Source organism: Ottowia sp. (assembly GCF_016703145.1).
Classification (GTDB): domain Bacteria; phylum Pseudomonadota; class Gammaproteobacteria; order Burkholderiales; family Burkholderiaceae_C; genus Ottowia.
In genome coordinates, this window is record NZ_JADJCO010000005.1 from 610,408 (window position 1) to 633,943 (window position 23,536).

Below are 23,536 nucleotides of genomic sequence, written 5' to 3' on the forward strand. Positions count from 1 at the left end.
GCGCGGGAATCAATGGGCGGCGGCCTCGGCCGTGGGCCGCCAGCCGCCGCCCATGGCCTGGGCCAGGGCGATCTGGCCCGACAGCGCCTGCGCCGCCAGGTCGACCTGCTGGCGCCGCTGCGCCAGCACGGCGGTCTCGGCCGCCAGCACGTGCAGGTAGGTGCCCAGGCCGGCGCGGTAGCGGCGCTGGGCGATGTCGTGGGCGCCCTCGGCGGCGCGCAGGGCCTGGGCCTGCTCGCGCTGCTGGCGCGCGGTGGCCCGCAGGCCCTGCGACTGGTCGGCCACCTCGCGCATGGCGTCGATGACGGCGGCGTGGTAGCTCTCGATGGCGGCGTCCACGTCGGCGCTCCTGCCCCGGAGCTGGGCGCGCAGCCGCCCGGCCTCGAAGATGGGCAGGCGGACCGCCGGCCCCACGCCCCACTGGACGCTGTCGCCGTCCAGCAGCTTGCCGAAGCCCATGGCCTGGAAGCCGGCGAAGGCCGCGAGGTTGACGTTGGGATAGAACTGCGCCCGCGCCACCTGCACCTCGCCGCGCGCGGCCTCCACGCGCCAGCGCGCGGCGGTGATGTCGGCGCGGCGCGCCAGCCAGTCGGCGCTCAGTTCGGCCGGCACGTCGAGCGCGCGCAGCCCGGCCAGGCGCGGCGCCTGCAGCCCCTCGGGCAGGCGCGGCTGGCCCAGCAGCGCGGCCAGGGCGTTGCGGCTGGCGTCGATCTGCTGGTCCAGCGCGGCCAGGCTGGCGCGCGTGTCGGCGCGGCCGGTCTCGTTTTGGCGCACTTCGAGCTGGTTGTCGAGGCCAGCCTTCACGCGCTCCTGCACCAGCGCGAGCATCTGCTGGCGCTGCGCCAGGGTGCGCGCGGCCACGTCGCGCTGGTCCTCCAGGCGCGCCCACTGCACGTAGGCGCGGGCCACGTTGCCGGCCAGCAGCACGCGGGCGGCGTCGGCCTCGGCCTCGGCGGCGCGGATCTGGCCGATGGCGGCGTCCAGCGCGCCCTGGTGCTTGCCGAAGAAGTCCAGCTCCCAGCCGCCGCTGAGCTGCAGCGTGCCCAGGTTGCGGGTGGAGCCGCCCAGCGGCGGCGGGTAGATGTGGTTGGCGGAAAAGCGCTGGCGGGTCAGGTCCAGCGCGCCGTTCACCTGTGGCTGGGTGGCCGATTCGGCCACCTCCAGCGCGCCGCGCGCCTTGGCCACGCGCGCGGCGGCCACGCGCAGGTTGGGGTTGCCGGCCAGGGCCTGCGCGACCAGGCCGTCGAGCTGCGGATCGCCCAGCGCCGTCCACCAGTCGGGCGCCGGTCCGAGGGACGGCGCGCCGGCGGGCAGGCCCAGCGCGGCGGCGTCGCGCAATTCGGCCGTGGGCTGGATGCCGCGCATGTCGGCGCAGCCGGCCAGCAGGGCAGCGGCCAGCGCGGCGGCGGCGGGCAGGACGAAGGCGGGCTTCATGCCGCCCTCGCCTTGTCGCCGGCCAGGCGCTCGGCGTTGGCGGTCAGTCGCGCCAGCAGCCTCTGCAACTGCGCCCATTCGGCGGGCGTGAAGCCGTCCAGCGCGGCGTTGTACACGCGGCACAGCGCCTGCGGCACCGCGCTCGGCCAGGGCCACGCCGTCGGGCGTCAGCTCGATGCGCACCACGCGGCGGTCGTCGTCGCAGCGCACGCGGCGGCACAGGCCCTTGCGCTCCAGGCGGTCGAGCAGGCGCGTCATCGCGCCGGCGTCCACCGTGCACTTGCGCGCCAGGTCGGCGACGGTGTTGGCGTCGCCCCGGTGAATGCGGTAGAGCGGCACCCACTGCGGCAGCGTGGAGCCCTCCAGCGCCATCTCGTCGTTGACGAGTTGGCCCAGCGCCACCTGGGCGAGGCGCAACTGGTAGAGCACGCCGCTGTCGGCGTGGAAGGTGTCGGGGGAGAAGAACGGCGCCGCCGTCTCGTCGGGCGAGCGGGCGGCGCGGTGGCGCGGAGGTTTGGCGGCGTTGGTCATGCGGGCGCCCGGCTCGGTCGGCGAGGACTGGGGCACGCGAATTTATTTGCCGAGGCAAACATTGTCAAAGCAATGGATGCCATGGCACTGATCGGACTGGGGTCTTGGGGCGGTGCCTGCGCCGCCTTGCCCGTCTTCAACCCAGCGCCGCGATCACCTCGGGCGGCGCCTGCACCAGTTCGACCAGCACGCCCTCGCCCGCGATGGGAAATTCATCGTTGCTCCGGGGGTGCAGGAAGGTGATGTCATACCCCGCCGCGCCCTGGCGGATGCCGCCGGGCGCGAAACGCACGCCCTGCGCGGTGAGCCACGCCACCGCCTTGGGCAGGTCGTCGATCCACAGGCCGACGTGGTTGAGCGGCGTGGCGTGCACGGCCGGCTTCTTGTCGGGGTCGAGCGGCTGCATCAGGTCGACCTCGACCTTGAACGGGCCGCTGCCGATGGCGCAGATGTCCTCGTCCACGTTCTCGCGCTCGCTGCGGAAGGTGCCGGTCACCGTCAGGCCCAGCATGTCCACCCACAGCTTTTGCAGGCGCAGCTTGTCGGGGCCGCCGATGGCGATCTGCTGGATGCCGAGGACTTTGAAGGGACGGGTCATGGCGAGGCTCCTGGTGGGTGGGTTGCTGCGTTCAACAGAGTACTCAAGACATTTCGGGCCGCAGCCCGCGCCGGTATTTCGGCAACGGCTATCTTATCCATAGCGATCCAGCGCCGCCGCGAGGTCGCGCCGGATCAGGGTGGCGGCCTGGGCTCGGGCCATGCTCTCGGGCGTGCGGCGCGAGGTGGCGGCCACGACCAGCTCGCGCGCGGCGTCGATCCAGATCCACTGGCCGCCGTAGCCGCTGGCCATGACGACGGGCCGGGCGGACGCGGCGCCGCGCACCGGGCGCGCCACCCACCACAGGTAGCCGTAGGGCAGATCGAGCGGCGGGCCGCCCGCGTTCTGGCGCGACGTGGCCTGCCGCACGAAGCCGGCGGGCAGCAGCGCGCGGCCGCGCCACTGCCCTTGCGCCAGCGCCAGCTCGCCCAGCCGCGCCATGGCGCGCGCGGGCAGCGACAGGCCGAGCGCGCCCAGCGCGTGGCCGTGGGCACCCTGGCGCCACGCGAAGCGCTGGATGCCCAGCGGGGCGAACAGGTGGTCGCGCGCGTGCTCGTGCAGCGGCCGGCCTAGCGCGCGGGCCAGGGCCAGCGCCAGCAGGTTGGCGGCGCCGTTGTCGTAGGCGAAGCGCGTGCCGGGCTCGGCCTGGAAGGGACGGCGCACCAGGGCGCGCAGGTCGTCGTCGCGGTCGCGCCGTGCGGTCTGATCGGGCGGCCAGCCGGCCGTCATGCCCAGCAGGTGCGCCAGGCGCAGGCGCCGCACGCGCTCGTCGGCGCCCATCCGCAGCATCTCGGGCAGACGGTTGGCCACCAGCTCGTCGACGCCGCGCAGGCGCCCCGCCGCCAGGGCCTGGCCGGCCAGCAGGGCCAGCACGCTCTTGGTGACGGACTGCGTGTCCTGCAGGCTGGCCGCCGTCAGGCCGGCGCGGTAGTGCTCGAAGGCCAGGTGGCCCCGGTGCAGCACGACCAGGCTTTGCACGTCGGTCAACTGCGTTTCAATGCGCGCGCCCCAGCCGGCGAAGGCGCGCGCGTGCCGCGCGGCCAGGGGGGCGGGGGCCGGCGGCCAGTCCAGCGCGGGCGGCGGCGCCTTCCGCGCCCAGGCGCGCGGCACCAGGGCAGCGCCCAACGCGGCGGCGGGCAGGCCCAGGCTGAGGGCGCGGCGCGTCGGCAGGGCTTGGCCTTCAACGCCAGAATATGAATGAAATTGGCCTGAATCCAGCGTGGATACTGCACTATAAGCTATTTTATTCATAGCATCAGGTCTCCGGCCCCGCCATCCACCGCGCGACCTGCGCCCGCGCCTCGGCCAGCGCGGCGCTGCTTCCCAATTCAATGCCCAGCGTCTTTTGCCGGCCGGCGGCGCCGTGCAGCAGCGTGACCTTGATCCTGGGCACGCCGAACGCCTGCGCGGCCCAGTCGATCAGCGCGGCGTTGGCCTTGCCGTCCACCGGCGGCGCGCCCAGCCGCACGCGCAGCGCGCCGGCGTAGTCGCCCGCCGCCTCGGTGCGTTTGGCGCCGGGGGTGGCGTGGATGGTGAGCTTGAGCAGGTGCGGCACGCGGCGCGGGCTGGTCAGGCTGTCGCCGGCTGCCCGATGCGCCGGCGCACCTCGGGCATCACTTCGCGCGCGATGCGGTGCATGGAGTCGTGGACGAGGGGCGATGCGAGCACGCCGAAGTTCTGCAGGAACATCACGTGGTCGATGCCCATCGCGTGCAGCGCCACCAGCTGGTCGGCCACCGTCGCGGGCGAGCCGAACATGCCCAGGCCGGCGCCGACCACGGTGTCGTAGGTTCGCCGCGTGTCGTAAAACAGGCGCGTGTCGAGGTACAGGTTGAACGCGTCCTCGGCATTGACCTTGGCCTGCGCGTCGGTCTCGGCCACGTGGCAGTGGAAGGCCAGCACCACCTCGCCCTGGCCGGGCGCGCCGCTTTCCTGGTAGCCCTGGCGGTAGTCCTCGACCAGGCCGCGGATGTCCTCGAACGAGGTCAGGCACGAATACGGCAGCGAGAAGATGCGCCGGCCCTGGCGGCCCACGTGGTAGGCGGCCTCGCGGCGCTGGATGGCCACATGCACGGGCAGCCGCGCGCCCTGCGGCGGCTGCACGTTGAGTGCCACGCCGGGCAGGTCGTTGTACTTGCCGTGGAAGGTGACCGGCTCGCCCGTCAGCGCGCGCAGCAGCACCTGCAGGTTCTCGTCGAAGCGCCCGCGCTTTTCCTCGGGGCTGACGCGGTGGCCCTCGAACTCGTGGCGCAGGTAGCCCGATCCCACGCCGAGCGTGAGGCGGCCGCCCGAGAGCATGTCCACCATGGCGTAGTCCTCGGCCACGGTGAGCGGGTTGTGGATGGTGATGTTGGCCACCGCCACGCCCAGGCGGATGCGCCGCGTCTCGCGCGCCAGCGCGGCCAGGAACACCGCCGGGTTGGGCACCGAGCCGCATTCGTGGAAGTGGTGCTCGGCGACGAAGAAGGTGTCGTAGCCGAGCGACTCGGCCAACCGGGCCTCCTGGATCACCTGTTCATAGAGCTGCGCGACCGAGCGGTGCAGCGCGGGGTGGTGGTCCTGGACGGAGAAGATGGAGTAGCGCATGGTGTGTTATCCCGCCTGGCGGATGCGATCGATGGTGGCGGCGCCGAAGCGCTGGTTGAAGTCCTGGTAGCTGGGCTGCAGCGCGGCGATGAAAGGCGCCTTGTCGATGGATTCGACCACCGCCATGCCACGCTGGCGCAGGTTGGCGACGCCGGTGCGCTCGTCCCGCGCCACGCGCCGGCGCATGGCGGCGGCGCCCACGCGGGCGGCGGCGCGCAGGGCGTCCTGGTCGGCCTGGGGCAGTTTGGCCAGCACGGCCGGCGAGGCCAGGAACAGCGCGGGCGAATACAGGTGCTCGGTCAGCGACAGGTGCTTCTGCACCTCGTAGAGCTTGGCCGCCTCGATCACCGAGATGGGGTTGTCCTGGCCGTCCACCGTGCCCTGCTGCAGGGCGACGAAGGTCTCCGGCCAGTTGATGGGGGTGGGAATGGCGCCCATGCCCTTGAACGCGGCGATGTGCATGGTGTTTTCCTGCGTGCGGATCTTGAGGCCGCGCAGATCGCCGGGGGCCGCGACGGGCCGCTTGTTGTTGGTGATGTGGCGAAAGCCGCCCTCGCCCCAGGCCAGCGCCACCAGGCCGCGCGCCGGAAAGCGCCCCAGCAGCTCCTGGCCGATCGCGCCGTCCAGCACCGCGTGGGCGTGGGCGTAGTTGCGAAACAGGAAGGGCAAATCCAGCACCGCCACCTGGGGCACGAAGTTGGGCAGCGCGCCGGTCGAGACCAGCGCCAGCGGCTGGGTGCCCAGTTGCACGCCCTCGATCATCTCGCGCTCGCCGCCCAGGCTGCTGGCCGGAAACTGCTTGACGGTGAAGCGGCCCTGCGTCAGGCGCGCCAGCTCGTCCGCGAAGGCCGTGGCCGCGGCGCCGAACTGCGAATTGAGCGGCAGCGGATAGCCCAGCGCCAGCTCGGTGGAGGCGCGGGCCGGGCGGGGCATGATGAACGGAGCCGCCAGGACGGCGGCCGAGGCCACCAGCGCGCGGCGGCTGAAGGAAGTGTTCGAAGGCATGGGAGCGGTTCTCGTGGTTGTCCCGCAGGGCGAGCGCAAGGCGCTCGGCAGGCTACCGGCAGCGAGATGCGCCGGGACCCGGCAGCGTGAGCGGAGGGGAAATTGTACTGACGGCCGGCCGCGCGCAGGCGGGGCGCCAGCACGGCGCCGGTGCTGCAGCAGCCGCGGCCTGCGCGCGCTACTCGAACTCCACGATCGCCTGGTCCACCGTCAGGCTCTCACCCTGCCGGGCCTTGACCTCCTTGACCACGCCGTCGGCGGCGGCGAACAGCACGTTCTCCATCTTCATGGCCTCGATGACGGCCACGCGCTCGCCGGCCTGCACCTTCTGGCCCGGCTGCACGGCCACCTGCACCAGCAGGCCAGGCATGGGCGAGAGCACGAAGCGGCTCATGTCGGGCGGCGCCTTGTAGGGCATCAGACGGTGCAGCTCGGCGGTGCGCGGGTGCATGACGAGGGCGTCCATCTGCGTGCCGTCGTGGATGACGCGAATGGCCAGCGGGTTGCGCGCCAGGCCGCGCCCCATCTGCGCGGTGAACGGCCGGCCGTTGACGGTGCCGGTGATGCGCACGTCGCCCAGCGCCTTGTCCACGCGCAGTTCGTAAGTCCGTTCGCCGCCGGGCAGGCGCAGAGTGACCGTGGTCGGCCCGCCGGGGGCGCACTCGCCCACGGTGCAGTCGGTGTAGGCGTGGCGGCCGCCCTCGCCCAGCACGCAGACGGTGAAGTCGCGCCGCACGGGCTGCGGGTTGCCTTCCCAGAATTGGCCTTGCAGGCCGGTGGCGCGGTCGCGGTAGGCCATGTGCAGGTGCGCGGCCAGCGCCTGCAGGAAGCCGGGGTCGTCGTGCGGCACGTCCTCGGCGCGGAAGCCCTGGGCGTAGTGCTCGGCGATGAAGCCGGTGTTGAAGTCGCCAGCCACGAACTTCGGGTGCGCCAGCAGCGCGGCCTGGAACGGGATGTTGCTCTGCACGCCGCGGATGACGAAACCGTTGAGCGCCTCGCGCATCTTGGCGATGGCCTCGCCGCGGTCCTTGCCGTGCACGATGAGCTTGGCGATCATCGAGTCGTAGTACATCGGGATCTCGCCGCCGTCGATGACGCCGGTATCGACGCGCACGCCGTGCAGGTGCTGCGTGTCGCCCTGCCACATGGTCTGCTCGGGCGGCGCGAAGCGCACCAGCCGCCCGGTGGAGGGCAGGAAGTTGCGGAACGGGTCCTCGGCGTTGATGCGGCATTCGACGGCCCAGCCGTCGCGCCTGACGTCGGCCTGCGTGAAGGCCAGCTTCTCGCCCGCCGCCACGCGGATCATCTGCTCCACCAAGTCCAGGCCGGTGATGCACTCGGTCACCGGGTGCTCCACCTGCAGGCGGGTGTTCATCTCCAGGAAGTAGAAGTCCTGGTCCTTGCCGACCACGAACTCCACCGTGCCGGCCGACTGGTACTTCACCGCCTTGGCCAGCGCCACCGCCTGCTCGCCCATCGCCTTGCGCGTGGCGTCGCTGATGAAGGGCGACGGCGCCTCCTCGATCACCTTCTGGTGGCGGCGCTGGATGGAGCATTCGCGTTCGTTCAGGTAGACCACGTTGCCGAAGCTGTCGCCCAGCACCTGGATCTCGATGTGGCGCGGCTGCTCGACGAACTTCTCCATGAAGATGCGGTCGTCGCCGAAGCTGTTGCGCGCCTCGTTCTGGCAGACGGTGAAGCCTTCCAGCGCCTCCTTGTCGTTGAAGGCCACGCGCAACCCCTTGCCGCCGCCGCCGGCCGATGCCTTGATCATCACCGGGTAGCCGATGCCCTTGGCGATCTCCACCGCTTTTTCGGCCGATTCAATCGGGTCGTTGTAGCCCGGGATGGTGTTGACTAGTGCCGAGTTCGCCAGCTTCTTGGACGCGATCTTGTCGCCCATCGCCGCGATCGAATGCGCCTTGGGGCCGATGAAGGCAATGCCTTCATCCTCGCAGCGCTTGGCGAAGGCTTCGTTCTCGCTCAGGAAGCCGTAGCCGGGGTGGATGGCCTGGGCGCCGGTCTGCTGGGCCGCCTCGATGATCTTGTCGCCCAGCAGGTAGCTCTCGCGCGAGGGCGGCGGCCCCAGGCGCACGGCCTCGTCGGCCATCTGGACGAAGCGCGCGTCCTTGTCGGCGTCGGAATACACCGCCACGGTGGCGATGCCCATCTTGCGCGCGGTGGCGATGACGCGGCAGGCGATTTCGCCGCGGTTGGCGATCAGGATTTTCTTGAACATGGAGTTCCTCTACTGGTTGGTGTATCGATCGCGCATGCACCGACGACATGCGTCGGCATGCTGAAATGGGAATCTCAAAAGGTCCGCCATACCTCCGCGAGCGTCTTGCGCACCGCCAGCAGCGTGGACTGGCGGATGGGCAGGTCTTGCAGCAGTTGCGGCTGCGGCTGGCGCAGGGCGTGCAGCCAGTGGTCGATGCGACCCTGCGCATCCTTTTCCTTGACGCCGCCGTTGCGCGCCACCTGCATCAGCTCGGCCCGGCCGGGCCGGGCGCCCTCGCCCGCCACGCTGGTGCTGTGCTGGCCGCCGGGGCCTTGGCTGAAGCTCAGGTCGAAGGCCGGGGACAGGCGCCAGCGGCCCTGCGCGTCCATCAGGAAGGCGAAATTCTTGGCGTGGTCGTCGCGGTTGTGCGTGAGCACGTTGAACACGCAGCGCTCGAAAGCCTTGAGCGTTTCGCGGTAGTCGCCCGTGACGCGCGCCGTGGCGAGCAGCACGGTTTCGTAGTCGAGCGCGGGCAGCCGGTAGTCGGCATCCAGCAACGCGGCCAGACTGAGCATGGGAACGCGCACTTCCCCGGCATCCATGGCCACCCGGTCGAAGCGGCGCACGCCAAAGGCGGCATGGCCCGCGCCGAGCGCGAAATGCGCCGCCTCGGGCATGTCGATGCCGCCCGCGCGCGCCAGCCGGGCATAGAAGGTCTCCAGCGCGCAGACATCGGCATGCTCGCCTTGCGCGGGGAACTTCAGCAGCCACGGCTCGCCAGCGCCCGGGCCTGCATCGTCGGCGCGGAACACGTCGTTCGCCCGCTGCCAGCGCAGCAGCGCCTTGGGCCGCGCGCCCTGCGGCGAGCCGCCCAGCATCAGCAGATGGCGCAATTGCTCGGCACTGCTGCGCTCTTGCGTGTCGCTGGCGACGGCCTGGATCTCGCGCGCCAGCGCCTGGACGTTCAGCGCGCCCGGCTGCTCGGCCGCCAGGGGATCGGCCGGCTCGAAGCCCAGGGCGCCCATGGCCGAGTGGCCCACGATGGCCAGCCGCTCCAGCATCGAGACGCCGTGCGGGTCGCGCCCCGCCTTGCGCAGCGCGCGGTCCATCAGCAGCATGCCCCAGCCGTCGGGCAGGCTGTCGGCGATGAAGCCGGGCAGGCCATGGAAGTGGCGCGGCCCGCTGTAGGCCGATGGCGCAGCCCCAGGACGTGGCAACGGCACGCGCAGCGGAGAGAACTGCAAGCCGCGTTCGATGGCCTGCGCCGAATACTCGAACAGCATGCGGCCATCGATCTGCGCCAGCGTGCCCAGCGGCCACGAGTCGCCCCAGCCAAGGTAGGCCACGTTCAGACGTGCAAGCCGTGCGGGCGCGGCCATGCGTTTCATTCCTTCCGGCCTGGCGCGCGGCGCGCCTGGCGCGCGCGCTGGCGGGTTGCGGCCTGCGCGGCGCTCTGCGCCTCGGCGATGCTGCGCGTGGGCAGGGCGAACAGCCCCTGCAGCCCCTCGGCGGCCCCCAGCGCCAGCGCCACCTGCACCAGCGCCTGAATGCCGCCCTGCCCGCCCGCCTCCAGCCGGCGCACGGTGGACAGCGAGACGCCGCTCATGCTCGCCAGATCCTGCTGCGACAGATTGCGCGCCAGCCGCAGCGTGCGCACGCGCTCGCCCAGCGTGCGGCAGATCGCCTCGGGGGGATGAAGTTCGAACAATCAAGTGCTCCAAAAAGAGCGATTAAACATAAAAATCATATTTTATCGTTCAATAAAGAACAATTAACTAAAGACTGAGCCAATGCCGATCTCTCCACCGCTGGGGGCATTCGCGCAAGCAGCGAACAGGGGCCACCACGCCAGGGGGTCATGGTTTTCATGGGCTGCTCGTGCCAGTCGATGTTGAAGCAGACCTCGTCCGAATGTTCGGGTGTGGCGAAGAATTCCACATGGCTCCACCGAGGCAAGCGACCATGAACCCACCACGCCAGCGCCTCGTAGGAAACCTGGCCCGAAAGAATCGCACGGGATGCGGCAGGCACGGTGATGCAAGCCGTCGCATCACGGCCATGCCGATCACTGGGGTAGTCCCAGGTGTGGAATCCATCGTTGTTCGCCGCGCACTGGTGCTTGCCCACGCCCGCGGCGTTGACCTGGCGGCTTCTGTACCTGGACCGCGCATGAAGGCGCCTGAACTGGTCCTGAAGCGGTTCCAGAAGAAGCGTGCAGAGCCTTGAGCCCGCGCGCGCGTGCCGCGATAGCGGCAGCGCCAGCCATCCCTGACGTGGATCGCGCGCTCCCGGCTCGCCGGAGGCATGCGCCGCAGGCCGCGCGGCATCGCCGCGACAGTGGAGGGCATGGAACTCTGCCAATGAACCCCTGGGTTGACCGCGCCGGTGATGAGCGCCGTGTACTCGGCAATCAGCGGCAGGTCGGCTTGCGCGACAAGTTGGCGCGTCTCGGCCATGCGTTCCGCCACCACACGGTCGGCCACCGCGCACAGCAGGTCGGCGGCGACGGACAGATCGGGTATCGGCGTCATGAAACAGCGCCGGGCCGGCGCATGAAGGCGAAGCATGGTCAGAAACCTTCGACCTGAACGCAGGGGTTGCGCCGCCGCAGCGCCTGCACGAAGGCCTGCCGATCCCTCGGCGACACCAGCACCTGCCCGGCGCGGCCGTGGCGGATGCGCAGCCTATCGAGCGACAGCGCGGGCGACGACAGCCAGCTTCGAGACGGCTCGACCACGCGGATGTCCCGCAGCGGGATGCGCCAGCGGAACGGGCCGCCTCGGATGGCCAGCGCATCCTGGTCCACCCGGTAGCCGGTGGCCGCCAGCACCCACAGCGGTAGCCCGGCACCCACGGCCAGCATCGCAACCAGCAGCGCGGCGTGGGCGAGCCCGGCCTGGCGCGGCCACGTGCCGACCACCGCCGCCAGCACCAGCAGCGCGCTGGCCAGCAGCAGCGCCGCCAGCCAGGCATCGACCTTGGAGGGAAAGGTGTCCGCCGCTTCAGACATGGCCGAATTTCAAGTATTCTACGGCTCTAGCCCGCATGGGTATTGCGCCAGCAGCTATATAAATCAGAGCGGTATGTTGCCATGCTTGCGCCACGTGTTGTCCAGCTTCTTGTCCTTGAGCATCGCCAGGCTGCGGCAGATGCGCTGGCGCGTCTCGTGCGGCAGGACCACGTCATCGATGAAACCGCGACTGCCAGCGACGAAGGGGTTGGCGAAGCGGGCTTTGTACTCGGCCTCGCGCGCGGCCAGCTTGGCCGCGTCCTTCTTCTCCTCGCGGAAGATGATCTCCACCGCGCCCTTGGCGCCCATCACGGCGATCTCGGCGTTGGGCCAAGCCAGGTTGACGTCGCCGCGCAGGTGCTTGGAGGCCATCACGTCATAGGCACCGCCGTAGGCCTTGCGGGTGATGACGGTGATCTTGGGCACGGTGGCCTCGGCGTAGGCGTAGAGCAGCTTGGCGCCGTGCTTGATGATGCCGCCGTACTCCTGGCTGGTGCCGGGCATGAAGCCGGGCACGTCGACGAAGGTGACCACCGGGATCTGGAACGCATCGCAGAAGCGCACGAAGCGCGCGGCCTTGATGCTGCTCCTGATGTCCAGGCAGCCGGCCAGCACCAGGGGCTGGTTGGCGACGATGCCCACCACCTGCCCGTCCATGCGCGCCATGCCGATGACGATGTTGGCGGCGTAGTCGGGTTGCAGTTCGAAGAACTCGGCGTCGTCGACGATCTTGGTGATCGCCTCCTTGATGTCGTAGGGCAGGTTGGGGTTGTCGGGCACCAGGGTGTCCAGGCTCAGGTCGGCGCGGTCGGCGCGGTCCCGCGTGGGGCGCTGCGGCGCCTTCTCGCGGTTGCTGGCGGGGATGTAGTTGAAGAAGCGCCGCAGCATCAGCAGTGCCTCGACGTCGTTCTCGAACGCCAGGTCGGCCACGCCGCTGCGGCCGGTGTGGGTGAGCGCGCCGCCCAGCTCCTCGGCGGTCACGTCCTCGTGCGTCACCGTCTTCACCACCTCGGGGCCGGTGACGAACATGTAGCTGCTGTCCTTCACCATGAAGATGAAGTCGGTCATGGCCGGCGAGTACACCGCGCCGCCAGCGCACGGCCCCATGATCATGCTGATCTGCGGGATCACGCCCGAGGCCATGACGTTGCGCTGGAACACCTCGGCGTAGCCGCCCAGCGAGGCCACACCCTCCTGGATACGCGCGCCGCCCGAGTCGTTGAGGCCGATCACCGGCGCGCCGACCTTCATGGCCTGGTCCATCACCTTGCAGATCTTCTCGGCGTGCGCCTCGGACAGCGCACCGCCGAAGACGGTGAAGTCCTGGCTGAAGACGAACACCAGCCGGCCGTTGATGGTGCCGTAGCCGGTGACCACACCGTCGCCCGGGATGTGCGTCTGGTCCATGCCGAAGTCGGCGCAGCGGTGCTCGACGAACATGTCCCACTCCTCGAAGCTGCCGACGTCGAGCAGCACCTCGATGCGCTCGCGCGCGCTGAGCTTGCCCTTGGCGTGCTGCGCATCGATGCGCTTCTGGCCGCCGCCCATCCGGGCCGCGGCGCGCTTGTGTTCGAGTTGTTCGAGGATTTGCTTCATGGCGGGGTCTTTGCTTTCAGGGGTTGATCGGTGAAGTACGCCGGGCATGGCGGTGCGCGGCGGCGGCGGCGGCTTGCAGCGCCACGGTGTCGCGCCCCCAGCGCCGGCCGCGCGGCAGCACGCGCAGCGCGCCCAGCTTGCGGCAGGCGCGCAGGAACAGGTCTTGCACTTCGGGGCGCTCGGCGGCCATCCACTGGTCCAGGCGCGCGTCCAGTTCGGCGGCGGGCAGCGGCACGGCGAACAGCGTGCTGTGCAGGTACAGCAGCCAGTCGCGCACCTGCGCCTCGGGCAAGGTCATGACTTCGAGCGGATCGTCCTCGAAGTCGATCAGACCGGCCAGGCGCGGCGGCGCGGCGCGGTCTTGCACGACCATGTTGCGGGCGAAGCCCTGGCTGAGGTACTGGCCGGCGGCGTGCACCCGCAGCAGCACCTGCGCGCCCTCGTCCCACAGGCGCGCGGCGTGCGGATGGCCGGCGTGCAGCAGCTCGCTCAGGTTGGCGCCGCCCAGCCAGCGCATGACGAAATGGTCGGGCGCCACATGCAGCACTTCGGGCACGGGCGCGCCAGCGGCGTGCAGCGCGCGCAGGCGGGCGATCTCGATCTGCTGCGCCCGCGCGCCGCCGTGCATGGGCACGGCCTTGAGGAAGGGCACGCCGAGCAGCCATGCCAGCACGTTCAGCGCACGGTAGCGCGCCGGGCGGCGGGTGGGACGCTGGCCCTTGACGATCACCGGGCCGGCGGCGCCGGCGTCCAGCACTTCCACGCGCCGCGCACGCCAGCCAGCGGACTGGGCGATGCGCTGCACGTCCTGGGGCGCGAGAGCCGCGGCGGTCATGCCGTGGTCTCCATCCCCGCCAGTCCCAGCAGCCGACGCGCGGCGGTCGAGGGCGGCAACGAACCGGCGGCGACGGCCTGCGCGGCTTCGGCCAGCGCGCCGCGCACGCCGGGGTGCTGGCGGAAGGCGCTCTTGAGGCCGGCCTCGATGCGCTCCCACATCCATGCCAGCGATTGCTTCTGCCGGCGCTCGGCCAGCAGCCCGTTGGCGGCCTGCACCTCGCGAAAGCGCGTGACGGCGGCCCAGAACGTGTCGAGCCCCTCGCCCTTCAGCCCGCTGATCTGGATCACCTGCGGCTGCCAGCGCTCGGCCCCGCCGGCCGCGTGGCCATGCAGGCCCAGCAGGCGCAGCGCCGACTGGATCTGCGCCCGTGCGCGCGTGGCGGCGGCGGGGTCGATGTCGGCCTTGTTGATGACCACCAGGTCGGCCAGCTCCATCACGCCCTTCTTGATGGCCTGCAGGTCGTCGCCGGCGTTGGGCAGTTGCAGCAGCACGAACATGTCGGTCATGCCGCTCACGGCCGTCTCGCTCTGGCCGACGCCGACGGTCTCGACCAGCACCACGTCGTAGCCGGCCGCCTCGCACACCAGCATGGCCTCGCGCGTCTTCTCGGCCACGCCGCCCAGCGTGCCGCTGCTGGGGCTGGGGCGGATGTAGGCGCACTCGTGCAGCGACAGCCGCTCCATGCGCGTCTTGTCGCCCAGAATGGAACCGCCCGAGACGCTGGACGAAGGGTCGATCGTCAGCACGGCCACGCGGTGGCCGCGCTCGATGAGATGAAGGCCCAGCGTCTCGATGAAGGTGCTCTTGCCCACGCCGGGCACGCCGCTGATGCCTAAGCGCAGCGCCTTGCCGGTGTGCGGCAGCAGCGCGGTCAGCAGCTCGTCGCCCTGCGCGCGGTGGTCGGCGCGGGTGGATTCGAGCAGGGTGATGGCCTTGGCGATGGCGCGGCGCTGGGCGAAGCCGGTGCTCTGCGTGATGGCCTGGACGGAGGGGGACATGGGCCGGGTCACAGAATCTCGAAGGCGCGGCCGTCGGGCAGACGGTAGCGGGAGAAGTCGCGCACGTCGACCGTGAAGATGCGGGTCACACCCGACTCGCAGGCCAGCCAGTACAGCGATGCGTCGGCCAGATCCATCTCGGTGCGCGGTTGCTGGGTGTATTGCGCCATCCAGCCGCACATGTCGAGCAGATCGGTGGCATCGAAGGGGTAGACCTGCACCGCGCCGGCGCCGATCCACTGGAGCAGCGCCAGCCGGTAGCGCGGCTCCAAAAAATGGCTGGCCTCGGTCACGCACGGCCAGGTGGTGTGCAGTTGCACCGGCGCGTCGGGCTCGACGATGCATTGCCGAAAGCGGTCGTGAAACCGGTCGCCCGGATGGAACAGCGCCACCAGCGGGCCGGCATCGAGCAGGCAGACCCTCAATCCCGGCCCCCCTGGCCCGACGCGCGCTCAGCCAAGTAGGCGGCGTAGTCTTCCTGCTGGCGCGCGTAGCTTTCGCGCAGGCGCTGGCGCAGGGCGGCCTTGTGGGGCGGCAGATCCTCGTCAGGGGTACCACTGCTCATCTCATAGTGCGCGGCCTTTTCCATGACTTGGTGATACAGCGTTGTCGGATCCTTGCGCCCCAGCGCCCGCTCGACCGCCGCGATGATGAACTGCGACTTGGTGATGCCCTGGCGCCGGGCGGCCAGTTCCAGCTCTTTTTCCATCAAGGGATCCATGCGTACCGATACGGCCATGATGCGCTCCTGTCGAGATACGGTATTACTGTATCTCAATTTCAGGGAATGGACTTCTTGATTTGCTCCAGCACGTCCTTCGCGCTCGCCGGAATCGGCGTGCCGGGCCCGTAGATGCCCTTGACGCCCGCTTCGTACAGAAAGTCGTAGTCCTGGCGCGGGATCACGCCGCCGACGAAGACGATGATGTCGTCCGCGCCCTGCTTGCGCAGTTCGCCGATGATGGCCGGCACCAGCGTCTTGTGGCCGGCGGCCAGCGTCGAGACACCGACAGCGTGCACGTCGTTCTCGATCGCCTGGCGCGCGCATTCCTCGGGCGTCTGGAACAGGCTGCCGATGTCCACGTCGAACCCCAGGTCGGCGAAGGCGGTGGCCACCACCTTGGCGCCGCGGTCGTGGCCGTCCTGGCCCAGCTTGGCGATCATCACGCGCGGGCGGCGGCCCTGGCCCTCCGCGAAACCGGCGATCTCTTCCTTGAGCTTGTCCCAGCCTTCGGCGCTGTCGTAGGCGGCGGCGTAGACGCCGGTGACTTTCTGCGTGTCGGCGCGGTGGCGCCCGAAGACCTTTTCCATGGCGTCACTCACTTCGCCCACGGTGGCGCGGGCACGGATGGCCTCGACGGCGGCGGCGAGCAGGTTGCCATGGCCGCCTTTCGCTATCGATGTAATAGCTTCCAGCGCAGACTGGACGCGGTCTGGATCGCGTTTTTGCTTCAAATCGGCCAGGCGGGCCAGTTGCGCCTCGCGCACCTTGACGTTGTCCACTTCAAGGATTTCGACCGCATCTTCGTTCTTCAGCCGGTACTTGTTGACGCCCACGATCACGTCGCGCCCCGAGTCGATGCGCGCCTGCTTCTCGGCGGCGGCGGCCTCGATCTTGAGCTTGGCCCAGCCCGAATCCACCGCCTTGGTCATGCCGCCCATCGCCTCGACCTCCTCGATGATGGCCCAGGCGGCGTCCGCCATGTCCTGCGTCAGCGTCTCCATCATGTAGCTGCCGGCCCAGGGATCGACCACGCTGGTGATGTGCGTCTCCTCCTGGATGATGAGCTGCGTGTTGCGCGCGATGCGGGCGCTGAACTCGGTGGGCAGCGCGATGGCCTCGTCCAGCGCGTTGGTGTGCAGGCTCTGCGTGCCGCCGAACACCGCCGCCATGGCCTCGATGGTGGTGCGCACGACGTTGTTGTAGGGGTCCTGCTCGGTCAGGCTCCAGCCGCTGGTCTGGCTGTGCGTGCGCAGCATCAGGCTCTTGGGGTTCTTCGGCTCGAAGCCCTTCATGATGCGGCACCAGAGCAGGCGCGCGGCGCGCATCTTGGCGATCTCGAGGTAGAAGTTCATGCCCACCGCCCAGAAGAAGGACAGGCGCCCGGCGAAGGCGTCCACGTCCATGCCCTTGGCGATGGCCGTCTTCACGTATTCCTTGCCGTCGGCCAGCGTGAAGGCCATCTCCAGCGCCTGGTTGGCGCCCGCCTCCTGCATGTGGTAGCCGCTGATGGAGATCGAGTTGAACTTGGGCATGTGCTGCGCCGTGTACTCGATGATGTCGCCGATGATGCGCATGCTCGGCGCGGGCGGGTAGATGTAGGTGTTGCGGACCATGAACTCCTTGAGGATGTCGTTCTGGATGGTCCCGGCCAACTGGTCCTGACGCACGCCCTGCTCCTCGGCCGCGACGATGTAGCCGGCCAGGATGGGCAGCACGGCGCCGTTCATCGTCATGCTGACGCTCACCTTGTCCAGCGGGATGCCGCCGAACAGGATCTTCATGTCCTCCACGCTGTCGATGGCCACGCCCGCCTTGCCCACGTCGCCCGTCACGCGCGGGTGGTCGCTGTCGTAGCCGCGGTGCGTGGCCAGGTCGAACGCGACCGACACGCCCTGCCCACCCGCCGCCAGCGCCTTGCGGTAGAAGGCGTTGGACTCCTCCGCCGTGGAGAAGCCCGCGTACTGGCGGATCGTCCACGGCCGCACTGCGTACATCGTCGCCTGCGGGCCGCGCAGGAAGGGCTCGAAGCCCGGCAACGTGTTCGCGTGGGGCAGGTCCTTCACGTCCTCGGCCGTGTACAGCGGCTTGACGGCGATGCCGTCGGGCGTGACCCAGTTCAGCGCCACCACGTCGCCGCCGGGAGCAGACTTGGCGGCGGCCTTGTGCCAGTCGGCCAGGGTGGAGGGTTTGAAGGGGGCGGCGTTGGTGCTCATGGCTACAAGGGCAATCACGGATCTGGAAGTCCATAATTATTAATTCAAAACCCGTTGGACACTTACAATCCAACAGATTTTTTTCCTCCATGGTCACCGCCCCCGCCGCCCTTGCCCCCCGAGCTCTCTATGAAAAGGTGGCCGAGTGCCTGCGCCAGCGCATCTTCGCGCGCGATCTGGCGCCCGGCGACTGGATCGACGAGCTGAAGATCGCCGAGGAGCTGGGCATCAGCCGCACCCCCCTGCGCGAGGCGCTGAAGGTGCTGGCCGCCGAGGGGCTGGTGACCATGAAGGTGCGGCGCGGCGCCTACGTCACCGAGGCCTCGTCCAAGGACCTCGCCGACGTGTACCACCTTTTGTCGCTGCTGGAGACCGACGCCGCCCAGGTCGTCGCGCGCGGTGCCAGCGACGGCGCGCTGGCCGAGCTGGCTGAGCTGCACGCCGACCTGGAGGCCGCCGCGGACGATGCGGCGCGCTTCTTCGCGCTCAACGAAGCCTTCCACCTGCGCCTGCTGGAACTGGCCGACAACCGCTGGCGCCTGCAGATGGTGCAGGACCTGCGCAAGGTCATGAAGCTGCACCGCCAACATTCGCTGCAAAAGACCGGTCGCCTGCAGGAGTCGCTGGCCGAGCACCGCGCCCTGCTGGCCGCACTGGCCGCGCGCGACGCCGAACGCGCCGCCGCCTGCATGCGCGTGCACTTCCACGGTGGGCTGGAAGCGGCGAGTTAAGCCACCCGTCCACGCCCAGGACGGCACCCGCCGCTATACTGTTGATAGCTACCGGCGCAAGCTGCATACCGACCAGGCCATGATTTCTCTCAAAACACCGCTTCCGCGCCCGGCCCCCACGCGGCGCGCCCTGCTGGCCGCCGCGCTGGGCGCCTGGGCCCAGCCCGCACGCGCCGGCGAATTCGGCCCCTGGCCACGCCACGCGGCCGTGCCCGGCGGCGTGGCGCGCCTGGACCTCGGCCCCGCGCCCGAGCGCCCGCAAGCCTTCGCCGGCGACGTGCCGCTGCTGGTCGTCGGTGATGCCATCGTGTGGACCGCCCTGGTCGGCATCCCGCTGTCGGCGCGGCCCGGCACCGCGCGCATCCGCGTGCGAACGGTGGGCGGCGAGCGCGAGCTGGCCTACGACATCGCCGACAAGCGCTACACCGAGCAGCGCCTGAAGGTGTCGCCCCGCACCGTCGACCTGTCGCCCGAGGACCTGGCGCGCCATGAGCGCGAGCGCGCGCACCAGCAGCGCGTCATCGCCACCTTCAGCGCGCCGCCCGCCGCCGGCCTGCGCATGCGCCAGCCCACGCCGGGGCCGCGCTCCAGCTCGTTCGGGCTGCGGCGCTTCTTCAACGGCCAGCCGCGCAGCCCGCACAGCGGCATGGACATCGCCGCGCCCACCGGCACGCCCGTCACCGCGCCGCTGCCCGCCACCGTGATCGACACCGGCGACTACTTCTTCAACGGTCAGACGGCGTGGCTCGACCACGGCGGCGGCCTGCTGTCGATGATGTGCCACCTGAGCCGCATCGACGTGCAGCCCGGCGACCGCCTGGCCGTGGGCGAGCGCCTGGGCGCCGTGGGCGCCACGGGTCGCGTCACCGGTCCGCACTTGCACTGGACGGTGGCGCTCAACCGCGCCTCGGTCGATCCGGCTCTTTTCCTTGGTGACTGACCGGCTGTCGCTTTTTTGCATGCGCCGTGTCCCCGGCATTTGCCCGCGTTGACAGCGCCCTGCCCGCCTGCCAGCATCGCCCACCACCATGCAGAAACAGATGTCGCCCCGCCGGTCTCCCCTCGTCTCACGCTTGGCGCCGCTGGCTCTGGCGGCCGTGCTGGCCGGCTGCGGCGCGCCGCCCGCCGGCCCGGCCGCGCCCGCTTCCGCCAGCAGCGCCGGCCGCACGCCCCCGACGGCCCAGGCCGCCGCTTTCACCGACAGCCTGGGCATCCGCTTCGTGTCCATCCCGGCCGGCGAATTCATGATGGGCAGCGCCGAGTCGCCGCGCGAGCTGGCGCGCGCCTTTCCCCACGCCGACGCCCGGCGGCTGGCCCAGCTCGCCGACGAAGGCCCGGTGCACCGCGTGCGCATCACGCGCGCCTTCTGGATGGGCGCGCACGAGGTCACCGTGGGCCAGTTCCGCCGCTTCGTCGAAGCTTCTGGCTACGTGCCCGAATCGGTGGCCGACGGCACCGGCGCCTACGGCTTCAGCCCTTCGTACAGCGCCCGGCAGAGCGAGCGCGAGGACGCCTTCGAAGGGCGCAGCCCGCGCTATTCGTGGCAGCACACGGGCTTCGCCCAGAGCGACGACCACCCGGTCGTCAACGTGACCTGGAACGACGCCATGGCCATGGCGCGCTGGCTGTCGCGGCGCGAAGGCGCCACCTACCGACTGCCCACCGAGGCCGAGTGGGAATACGCCGCCCGCGCCGGCACGCGCACGCGCTACCCCGCCGGCGACGCACCAGACGTGCTGCTGGCCAGCGCCAACACCTTCGACCGCGAGGCCTCCCTGCGCTGGCCCCGCTGGCGCCAGCAGACCGGCCCCGGCAGCGACGGCCACCCCTTCACCGCGCCGGTGGGCAGCTACGCCCCCAACGCTTTCGGCCTGTACGACATGATCGGCAACGCCTGGGAGTGGTGCGCCGACTGGTACGGCGAGGACTACTACGCCCGCTCGCCGGTGGACGACCCGCCCGGCCCCGCCACCGGCAACGCCCGCGCGCGGCGCGGCGGCTCCTGGCACACTTGGCCGCTGTACTCGCGCGTGGCCTTCCGCAACTGGAACACGCCGCAGACGCGCTACGTGCTGGTCGGCTTCAGGCTGGTGCGCGAAGCGCCCCAAGGGCGCACCTGAGCGGGCGTCTCCGCGCTCGCCCTCGTGGACACAAGATTGCTATTCATAAGATAGCTTTTGGCTATTGATTGGCACGGTCTTGAGCCGATTTTCTCTAGATAACCGACTCACTCGCCGGCCAGCACGTCCAGCAGCCAGCGACGCAGATCCCGCACCTCCTCCAGGCAGACCGAGTGGCCCATCGGGTAGTCGTGCCACTGCACGGCGTAGCCCAGCGCGCGCAGCGCGTCGCGCGTGGCGTCGGCGCGCGCCGGGGGCACCATGTCGTCGTGCCGGCCGTGGGCCAGGAAGATGAGCGCGCCGGCATTGGCGGCGCTGCGCTCGGCCGCCAGACGGCCGGCCAGCGGCAGGTAGCCGGACAGCCCGGCGATGCCGGCCAGCCGCTCGGCGTGGCGCAGGCCGGTGAGCAGCGCCATCGCGCAGCCCTGCGAGAAGCCCGCCAGCACGGTGTGGCGCGCCGGGATGCCGCGCGCCTGCTCGCGCGCCAGCACGGCCTCGATGGCGGCCTGCGAGCGGCGCAGGCCCGCTTCGTCCTCGTCGGCGCGGTCGGGCCGGATGTCGTACCACGCCGGCATGACGTAGCCGCCGTTGATCGTCACCGGGATGCTGGGCGCGTTGGGGAACACCCAGCGCACGGGGCCGACGGCGGCCAGGTCGATCTCGCGCGCGAAGGGCTCGAAATCGGTGGCGTCGGCGCCCAGGCCGTGCATGACGATGATGGCGGCGCGCGGGTCGGGCGCGGTTTCGATGTCGAGGGTGTGCAGAGGTTGAGGCATGGATGTGGCGCAGGTTCTGTGGATGAAATCAGGCATTTCGGTCTCCTGATCTCTTCTTGGGGGCGTGCATGGGATTGTCACGCAGCGCCGGCCGCCGTCAGGAGCGGGCGCGGCGCCCGCGCCGGGGCCACAATAGCCCCATGACCCAGCCCCTGCAAGACATCGCCTTCTCCATGCTCGATCTGGTCGCCGTGCGCGAGGGCCGCTCGGTGGCTGACGCGCTGGCGGTGGCGCTGCGCACCGCGCAGCACGCCGAGCGCCTGGGCTTCACGCGCTATTGGCTGGCCGAGCACCACAACATGATGGGCATCGCCAGCTCGGCCACCGCCGTGCTGGTGGGGCACATCGCCGGCGGCACCAGCCGCATCCGCGTCGGCTCGGGCGGCGTCATGCTGCCCAACCACGCGCCGCTGGTGGTGGCCGAGAGCTTCGGCACCCTGGCCGAGCTGTACCCCGGCCGCATCGACCTGGGCCTGGGCCGCGCCCCCGGCACCGACCCGATGACCATGCGCGCCCTGCGCCGCGACCGCGTGGAGACGGCCGACGACTTCCCGCGCGAGGTGGCCGAGCTGCAGCACCTGCTGGACGAGCCCAGGCCGGGCCAGAAGCTGATCGCCAACCCCGGCGCGGGCACGCGGGTGCCCATCTGGCTGCTGGGCTCCAGCCTGTTCTCGGCCCAGTTGGCGGCCGAACGGGGGCTGCCCTACGCCTTCGCCTCGCACTTCGCGCCGGCCATGCTGCTGCAGGCGGTGGAGCTGTACCGGCGCCACTTCAAGCCCTCGGCGCAGTGCGAGCGGCCCCACGTGATGATCGGCGTACCGCTGGTGGCCGCGCCCACCGACGAGGAGGCCACCTACCTGGCCGGCAGCGTGTTCCAGCGCGTGCTGGGCATCCTGCGCGGCGCGCGCGGGCTGCTGCAGCCGCCGCAACCAGGCTACTTCGAGCGCCTGGACCCGCAGGAGCGGGCCGCCATCGCCGACTTCCTGGCCTGCGCCGTGATCGGCGGCCCACACACCGTGCGCGCCGGCCTGCAGGCGCTGGCCGCGCGGACCGGCTGCGACGAGATGATGCTGGTGTGCGACCTGTACGACCCCGCGCTGCGCCTGCGCTCGCTCGACATCGCCATGGACGCGCGCAACGGCGGCGCGCGGCCGGTGGCGCCGGCATGAGGCTGCTGGCACTGCTGCTGGCCGCCGCCGCGCCGCTGGCGGGCTGCGCCGTGGCCAGCGCGACGGCGGGCGCGGCCATCTCCGTCGCCGGCGCCGTGGTGTCCACCGGCGTCAGCCTCACCGGCAAGGCGATCGGCGCGGGCATCGACGCGATGTCGTCCGATCCGCCGCCGGACGACGGCAGCGGCATCGTCATCCGCGAACGCATCCGGCCCGAGACGCCCGACGCGCCGGTCAATCAGTAGATTACTTCTTTTTTGATAGCTGTCAGCGCAATATCCACATGGGCTATAGGCCAAAAACACTTGAAACCGCCCGATCCCGCCGCCCTGCCCCACAGCCCCGCAGCCGAGCGCAACCGCGCGCCCATCCTGGCCGTGCTGCGCGCGCTGCTGGCGCCGGGCGGCCGGGCGCTGGAGATCGCCAGCGGCACCGGCCAGCACGCCGCGCACTTCGCCGCCGCCCTGCCCGGCTGGCGGTGGCAGCCCACCGACGTCGCCGCCGAATGCTTCGGCGCCATCACCGGCTGGGCCGCGCGGGCCGGCGCCGCCAATGTCGCCCCGCCGCGCCGGCTGGACGTGCGCGACGCGCCGTGGCCGTCGGAAGGCGCGCCCTTCTCCGAACCGTTCGACCTGATCTACAGCGCCAACCTGCTGCACATCAGCCCGCCCGAATGCGGCCCGGCGCTGATGCAAGGCGCCGCTCGGCACCTGGCGCCAGGTGGCCTGCTCGTCACCTACGGCCCCTATCTCGAAGACGGCGTGCCCACCGCCCCCGGCAACCTCGCCTTCGACCAGGACCTGCGCCGCCGCCACCCGCGGGGGCCTGCGCCGCCGCGAGGACGTGGGGCGGCACGCCCTGGCCGCCGGCCTGCGCCTGCGCGAACGCCACGCCCTGCCGGCCAACAACCTGCTGCTGGTGTTCGCGCGGGATCGCTAGAATGTCCGCCCGCACGCTACCAATCCCATAGCTGAACGCGCAGCGCC

General features: G+C 70.8%; 24 protein-coding genes and 1 pseudogene. 7 read left to right on the forward strand and 18 right to left on the reverse strand.

The features are described from left to right. Positions 1 to 9: 9 nt before the first annotated feature. The 10 genes from IPG65_RS15975 to IPG65_RS16020 form a co-directional block, all read right to left on the reverse strand. A complete protein-coding gene (locus IPG65_RS15975; RefSeq protein ID WP_293191686.1) occupies positions 10 to 2,001 on the reverse strand; it encodes an efflux transporter outer membrane subunit in 1,992 nt (663 codons plus the stop codon). A gap of 100 nt (positions 2,002 to 2,101) precedes the next feature. Further along, positions 2,102 to 2,563 (reverse strand): VOC family protein, encoded by a 462-nt coding sequence (locus IPG65_RS15980; protein ID WP_293191688.1) that lies wholly within the window; start codon positions 2,561 to 2,563, stop codon positions 2,102 to 2,104. A gap of 93 nt (positions 2,564 to 2,656) precedes the next feature. Continuing rightward, on the reverse strand, positions 2,657 to 3,688 hold the full coding sequence (locus IPG65_RS15985) for a serine hydrolase (RefSeq protein WP_293191690.1): 1,032 nt from the start codon (positions 3,686 to 3,688) through the stop codon (positions 2,657 to 2,659). 130 nt (positions 3,689 to 3,818) lie between these two features. Beyond that, positions 3,819 to 4,118: a DUF167 domain-containing protein gene (locus IPG65_RS15990; protein ID WP_293191692.1), complete on the reverse strand. Its 300-nt coding sequence runs from the start codon at positions 4,116 to 4,118 to the stop codon at positions 3,819 to 3,821. Positions 4,119 to 4,132: 14 nt separating this feature from the next. Then, positions 4,133 to 5,149: an LLM class flavin-dependent oxidoreductase gene (locus IPG65_RS15995; RefSeq protein WP_293191694.1), complete on the reverse strand. Its 1,017-nt coding sequence runs from the start codon at positions 5,147 to 5,149 to the stop codon at positions 4,133 to 4,135. 6 nt (positions 5,150 to 5,155) lie between these two features. Then, on the reverse strand, positions 5,156 to 6,154 hold the full coding sequence (locus IPG65_RS16000; RefSeq protein ID WP_293191697.1) for a TRAP transporter substrate-binding protein: 999 nt from the start codon (positions 6,152 to 6,154) through the stop codon (positions 5,156 to 5,158). A gap of 178 nt (positions 6,155 to 6,332) precedes the next feature. After that, entirely contained in the window at positions 6,333 to 8,393 is a 2,061-nt protein-coding gene (locus IPG65_RS16005; protein WP_293191700.1) for an acetyl/propionyl/methylcrotonyl-CoA carboxylase subunit alpha, read from the reverse strand. Between the two features lie 74 nt (positions 8,394 to 8,467). Next, positions 8,468 to 9,754 (reverse strand): type II toxin-antitoxin system HipA family toxin, encoded by a 1,287-nt coding sequence (locus IPG65_RS16010; RefSeq protein ID WP_293191703.1) that lies wholly within the window; start codon positions 9,752 to 9,754, stop codon positions 8,468 to 8,470. A 5-nt stretch (positions 9,755 to 9,759) separates the two neighbouring features. After that, positions 9,760 to 10,083, reverse strand: a complete 324-nt coding sequence (locus IPG65_RS16015) for a helix-turn-helix transcriptional regulator (RefSeq protein ID WP_293191705.1) — start codon at positions 10,081 to 10,083, stop codon at positions 9,760 to 9,762. Between the two features lie 35 nt (positions 10,084 to 10,118). Beyond that, entirely contained in the window at positions 10,119 to 10,502 is a 384-nt protein-coding gene (locus tag IPG65_RS16020) for a hypothetical protein (RefSeq protein WP_293191707.1), read from the reverse strand. Positions 10,503 to 10,735: 233 nt separating this feature from the next. Here IPG65_RS16020 and IPG65_RS16025 point away from each other — a divergent pair, with 233 nt between their 5' ends. Continuing rightward, positions 10,736 to 10,963: a hypothetical protein gene (locus IPG65_RS16025; protein WP_293191709.1), complete on the forward strand. Its 228-nt coding sequence runs from the start codon at positions 10,736 to 10,738 to the stop codon at positions 10,961 to 10,963. Here IPG65_RS16025 and IPG65_RS16030 read toward each other — a convergent pair. The 7 genes from IPG65_RS16030 to scpA all read right to left on the reverse strand — a co-directional run bounded on the left by IPG65_RS16030 (position 10,945) and on the right by scpA (position 17,754). Then, positions 10,945 to 11,385 (reverse strand): PH domain-containing protein, encoded by a 441-nt coding sequence (locus tag IPG65_RS16030; RefSeq protein ID WP_293191711.1) that lies wholly within the window; start codon positions 11,383 to 11,385, stop codon positions 10,945 to 10,947. The two genes, IPG65_RS16025 and IPG65_RS16030, sit on opposite strands and share 19 nt — an antisense overlap. A gap of 63 nt (positions 11,386 to 11,448) precedes the next feature. Further along, complete coding sequence (locus tag IPG65_RS16035) at positions 11,449 to 12,981, reverse strand: acyl-CoA carboxylase subunit beta (protein WP_293191713.1); 1,533 nt, start codon at positions 12,979 to 12,981, stop codon at positions 11,449 to 11,451. Positions 12,982 to 12,997: 16 nt separating this feature from the next. Then, on the reverse strand, positions 12,998 to 13,816 hold the full coding sequence (locus tag IPG65_RS16040; protein ID WP_293191715.1) for a hypothetical protein: 819 nt from the start codon (positions 13,814 to 13,816) through the stop codon (positions 12,998 to 13,000). Beyond that, positions 13,813 to 14,817 carry a methylmalonyl Co-A mutase-associated GTPase MeaB gene (gene meaB / locus IPG65_RS16045; protein WP_293191717.1) on the reverse strand — a complete coding sequence of 335 codons (1,005 nt, stop codon included), beginning with the start codon at positions 14,815 to 14,817 and terminating at the stop codon, positions 13,813 to 13,815. Before meaB ends, IPG65_RS16040 begins: the two co-directional genes overlap by 4 nt. Before the next feature lie 8 nt (positions 14,818 to 14,825). Next, positions 14,826 to 15,242, reverse strand: a complete 417-nt coding sequence (locus tag IPG65_RS16050) for a hypothetical protein (protein ID WP_293191719.1) — start codon at positions 15,240 to 15,242, stop codon at positions 14,826 to 14,828. Next, positions 15,239 to 15,556, reverse strand: coding sequence for a hypothetical protein (locus IPG65_RS16055; protein ID WP_293191721.1), 318 nt, complete (start codon positions 15,554 to 15,556; stop codon positions 15,239 to 15,241). Before IPG65_RS16055 ends, IPG65_RS16050 begins: the two co-directional genes overlap by 4 nt. 41 nt (positions 15,557 to 15,597) lie before the next feature. Next, positions 15,598 to 17,754 (reverse strand): methylmalonyl-CoA mutase, encoded by a 2,157-nt coding sequence (gene scpA, locus IPG65_RS16060; protein ID WP_293191723.1) that lies wholly within the window; start codon positions 17,752 to 17,754, stop codon positions 15,598 to 15,600. Between the two features lie 89 nt (positions 17,755 to 17,843). Between scpA and IPG65_RS16065 the strand changes: the two genes are divergently transcribed. The 3 genes from IPG65_RS16065 (at position 17,844) to IPG65_RS16075 (ending at position 20,605) form a co-directional block, all read left to right on the forward strand. Then, positions 17,844 to 18,485, forward strand: a complete 642-nt coding sequence (locus tag IPG65_RS16065) for a GntR family transcriptional regulator (protein ID WP_293191725.1) — start codon at positions 17,844 to 17,846, stop codon at positions 18,483 to 18,485. A gap of 79 nt (positions 18,486 to 18,564) precedes the next feature. Then, the gene (locus tag IPG65_RS16070; protein ID WP_293191727.1) at positions 18,565 to 19,425 is read left to right on the forward strand and encodes a M23 family metallopeptidase; all 861 of its coding nucleotides are present in this window, start codon (positions 18,565 to 18,567) and stop codon (positions 19,423 to 19,425) included. Positions 19,426 to 19,690: 265 nt separating this feature from the next. Next, positions 19,691 to 20,605 carry a formylglycine-generating enzyme family protein gene (locus tag IPG65_RS16075; RefSeq protein ID WP_293193036.1) on the forward strand — a complete coding sequence of 305 codons (915 nt, stop codon included), beginning with the start codon at positions 19,691 to 19,693 and terminating at the stop codon, positions 20,603 to 20,605. A gap of 107 nt (positions 20,606 to 20,712) precedes the next feature. Here IPG65_RS16075 and IPG65_RS16080 read toward each other — a convergent pair whose 3' ends face one another. Next, positions 20,713 to 21,381 (reverse strand): alpha/beta hydrolase, encoded by a 669-nt coding sequence (locus IPG65_RS16080; RefSeq protein WP_293191729.1) that lies wholly within the window; start codon positions 21,379 to 21,381, stop codon positions 20,713 to 20,715. A gap of 140 nt (positions 21,382 to 21,521) precedes the next feature. Between IPG65_RS16080 and IPG65_RS16085 the strand changes: the two genes are divergently transcribed. From IPG65_RS16085 to IPG65_RS16095, 3 genes and pseudogenes are all read left to right on the forward strand, one after another. After that, positions 21,522 to 22,550: an LLM class flavin-dependent oxidoreductase gene (locus IPG65_RS16085; protein WP_293191731.1), complete on the forward strand. Its 1,029-nt coding sequence runs from the start codon at positions 21,522 to 21,524 to the stop codon at positions 22,548 to 22,550. Then, positions 22,547 to 22,795 (forward strand): hypothetical protein, encoded by a 249-nt coding sequence (locus IPG65_RS16090; RefSeq protein ID WP_293191733.1) that lies wholly within the window; start codon positions 22,547 to 22,549, stop codon positions 22,793 to 22,795. The genes IPG65_RS16085 and IPG65_RS16090 overlap by 4 nt, the downstream gene beginning before the upstream one ends. 60 nt (positions 22,796 to 22,855) lie before the next feature. Then, positions 22,856 to 23,489: pseudogene (locus tag IPG65_RS16095) on the forward strand (DUF938 domain-containing protein). The last annotated feature ends 47 nt before the right edge of the window (positions 23,490 to 23,536 follow it).

What these genes read in the sequence shown, in the direction of transcription:
- IPG65_RS16055 (WP_293191721.1), bottom strand. Translation starts at nt 15,556, where the DNA reads ATGGCCGTATCGGTACGCATGGATCCCTTGATGGAAAAAGAGCTGGAA.
- IPG65_RS16090 (WP_293191733.1), top strand. Translation starts at nt 22,547, where the DNA reads ATGAGGCTGCTGGCACTGCTGCTGGCCGCCGCCGCGCCGCTGGCGGGC.
- IPG65_RS16035 (WP_293191713.1), bottom strand. Translation starts at nt 12,981, where the DNA reads ATGAAGCAAATCCTCGAACAACTCGAACACAAGCGCGCCGCGGCCCGG.
- IPG65_RS16040 (WP_293191715.1), bottom strand. Translation starts at nt 13,816, where the DNA reads ATGACCGCCGCGGCTCTCGCGCCCCAGGACGTGCAGCGCATCGCCCAG.
- scpA (WP_293191723.1), bottom strand. Translation starts at nt 17,754, where the DNA reads ATGAGCACCAACGCCGCCCCCTTCAAACCCTCCACCCTGGCCGACTGG.
- IPG65_RS16080 (WP_293191729.1), bottom strand. Translation starts at nt 21,381, where the DNA reads ATGCCTCAACCTCTGCACACCCTCGACATCGAAACCGCGCCCGACCCG.
- IPG65_RS15995 (WP_293191694.1), bottom strand. Translation starts at nt 5,149, where the DNA reads ATGCGCTACTCCATCTTCTCCGTCCAGGACCACCACCCCGCGCTGCAC.
- IPG65_RS16030 (WP_293191711.1), bottom strand. Translation starts at nt 11,385, where the DNA reads ATGTCTGAAGCGGCGGACACCTTTCCCTCCAAGGTCGATGCCTGGCTG.
- IPG65_RS16005 (WP_293191700.1), bottom strand. Translation starts at nt 8,393, where the DNA reads ATGTTCAAGAAAATCCTGATCGCCAACCGCGGCGAAATCGCCTGCCGC.
- IPG65_RS16065 (WP_293191725.1), top strand. Translation starts at nt 17,844, where the DNA reads ATGGTCACCGCCCCCGCCGCCCTTGCCCCCCGAGCTCTCTATGAAAAG.
- meaB (WP_293191717.1), bottom strand. Translation starts at nt 14,817, where the DNA reads ATGTCCCCCTCCGTCCAGGCCATCACGCAGAGCACCGGCTTCGCCCAG.
- IPG65_RS15980 (WP_293191688.1), bottom strand. Translation starts at nt 2,563, where the DNA reads ATGACCCGTCCCTTCAAAGTCCTCGGCATCCAGCAGATCGCCATCGGC.
- IPG65_RS16085 (WP_293191731.1), top strand. Translation starts at nt 21,522, where the DNA reads ATGACCCAGCCCCTGCAAGACATCGCCTTCTCCATGCTCGATCTGGTC.
- IPG65_RS16000 (WP_293191697.1), bottom strand. Translation starts at nt 6,154, where the DNA reads ATGCCTTCGAACACTTCCTTCAGCCGCCGCGCGCTGGTGGCCTCGGCC.
- IPG65_RS16070 (WP_293191727.1), top strand. Translation starts at nt 18,565, where the DNA reads ATGATTTCTCTCAAAACACCGCTTCCGCGCCCGGCCCCCACGCGGCGC.
- IPG65_RS16010 (WP_293191703.1), bottom strand. Translation starts at nt 9,754, where the DNA reads ATGGCCGCGCCCGCACGGCTTGCACGTCTGAACGTGGCCTACCTTGGC.
- IPG65_RS16025 (WP_293191709.1), top strand. Translation starts at nt 10,736, where the DNA reads ATGAACCCCTGGGTTGACCGCGCCGGTGATGAGCGCCGTGTACTCGGC.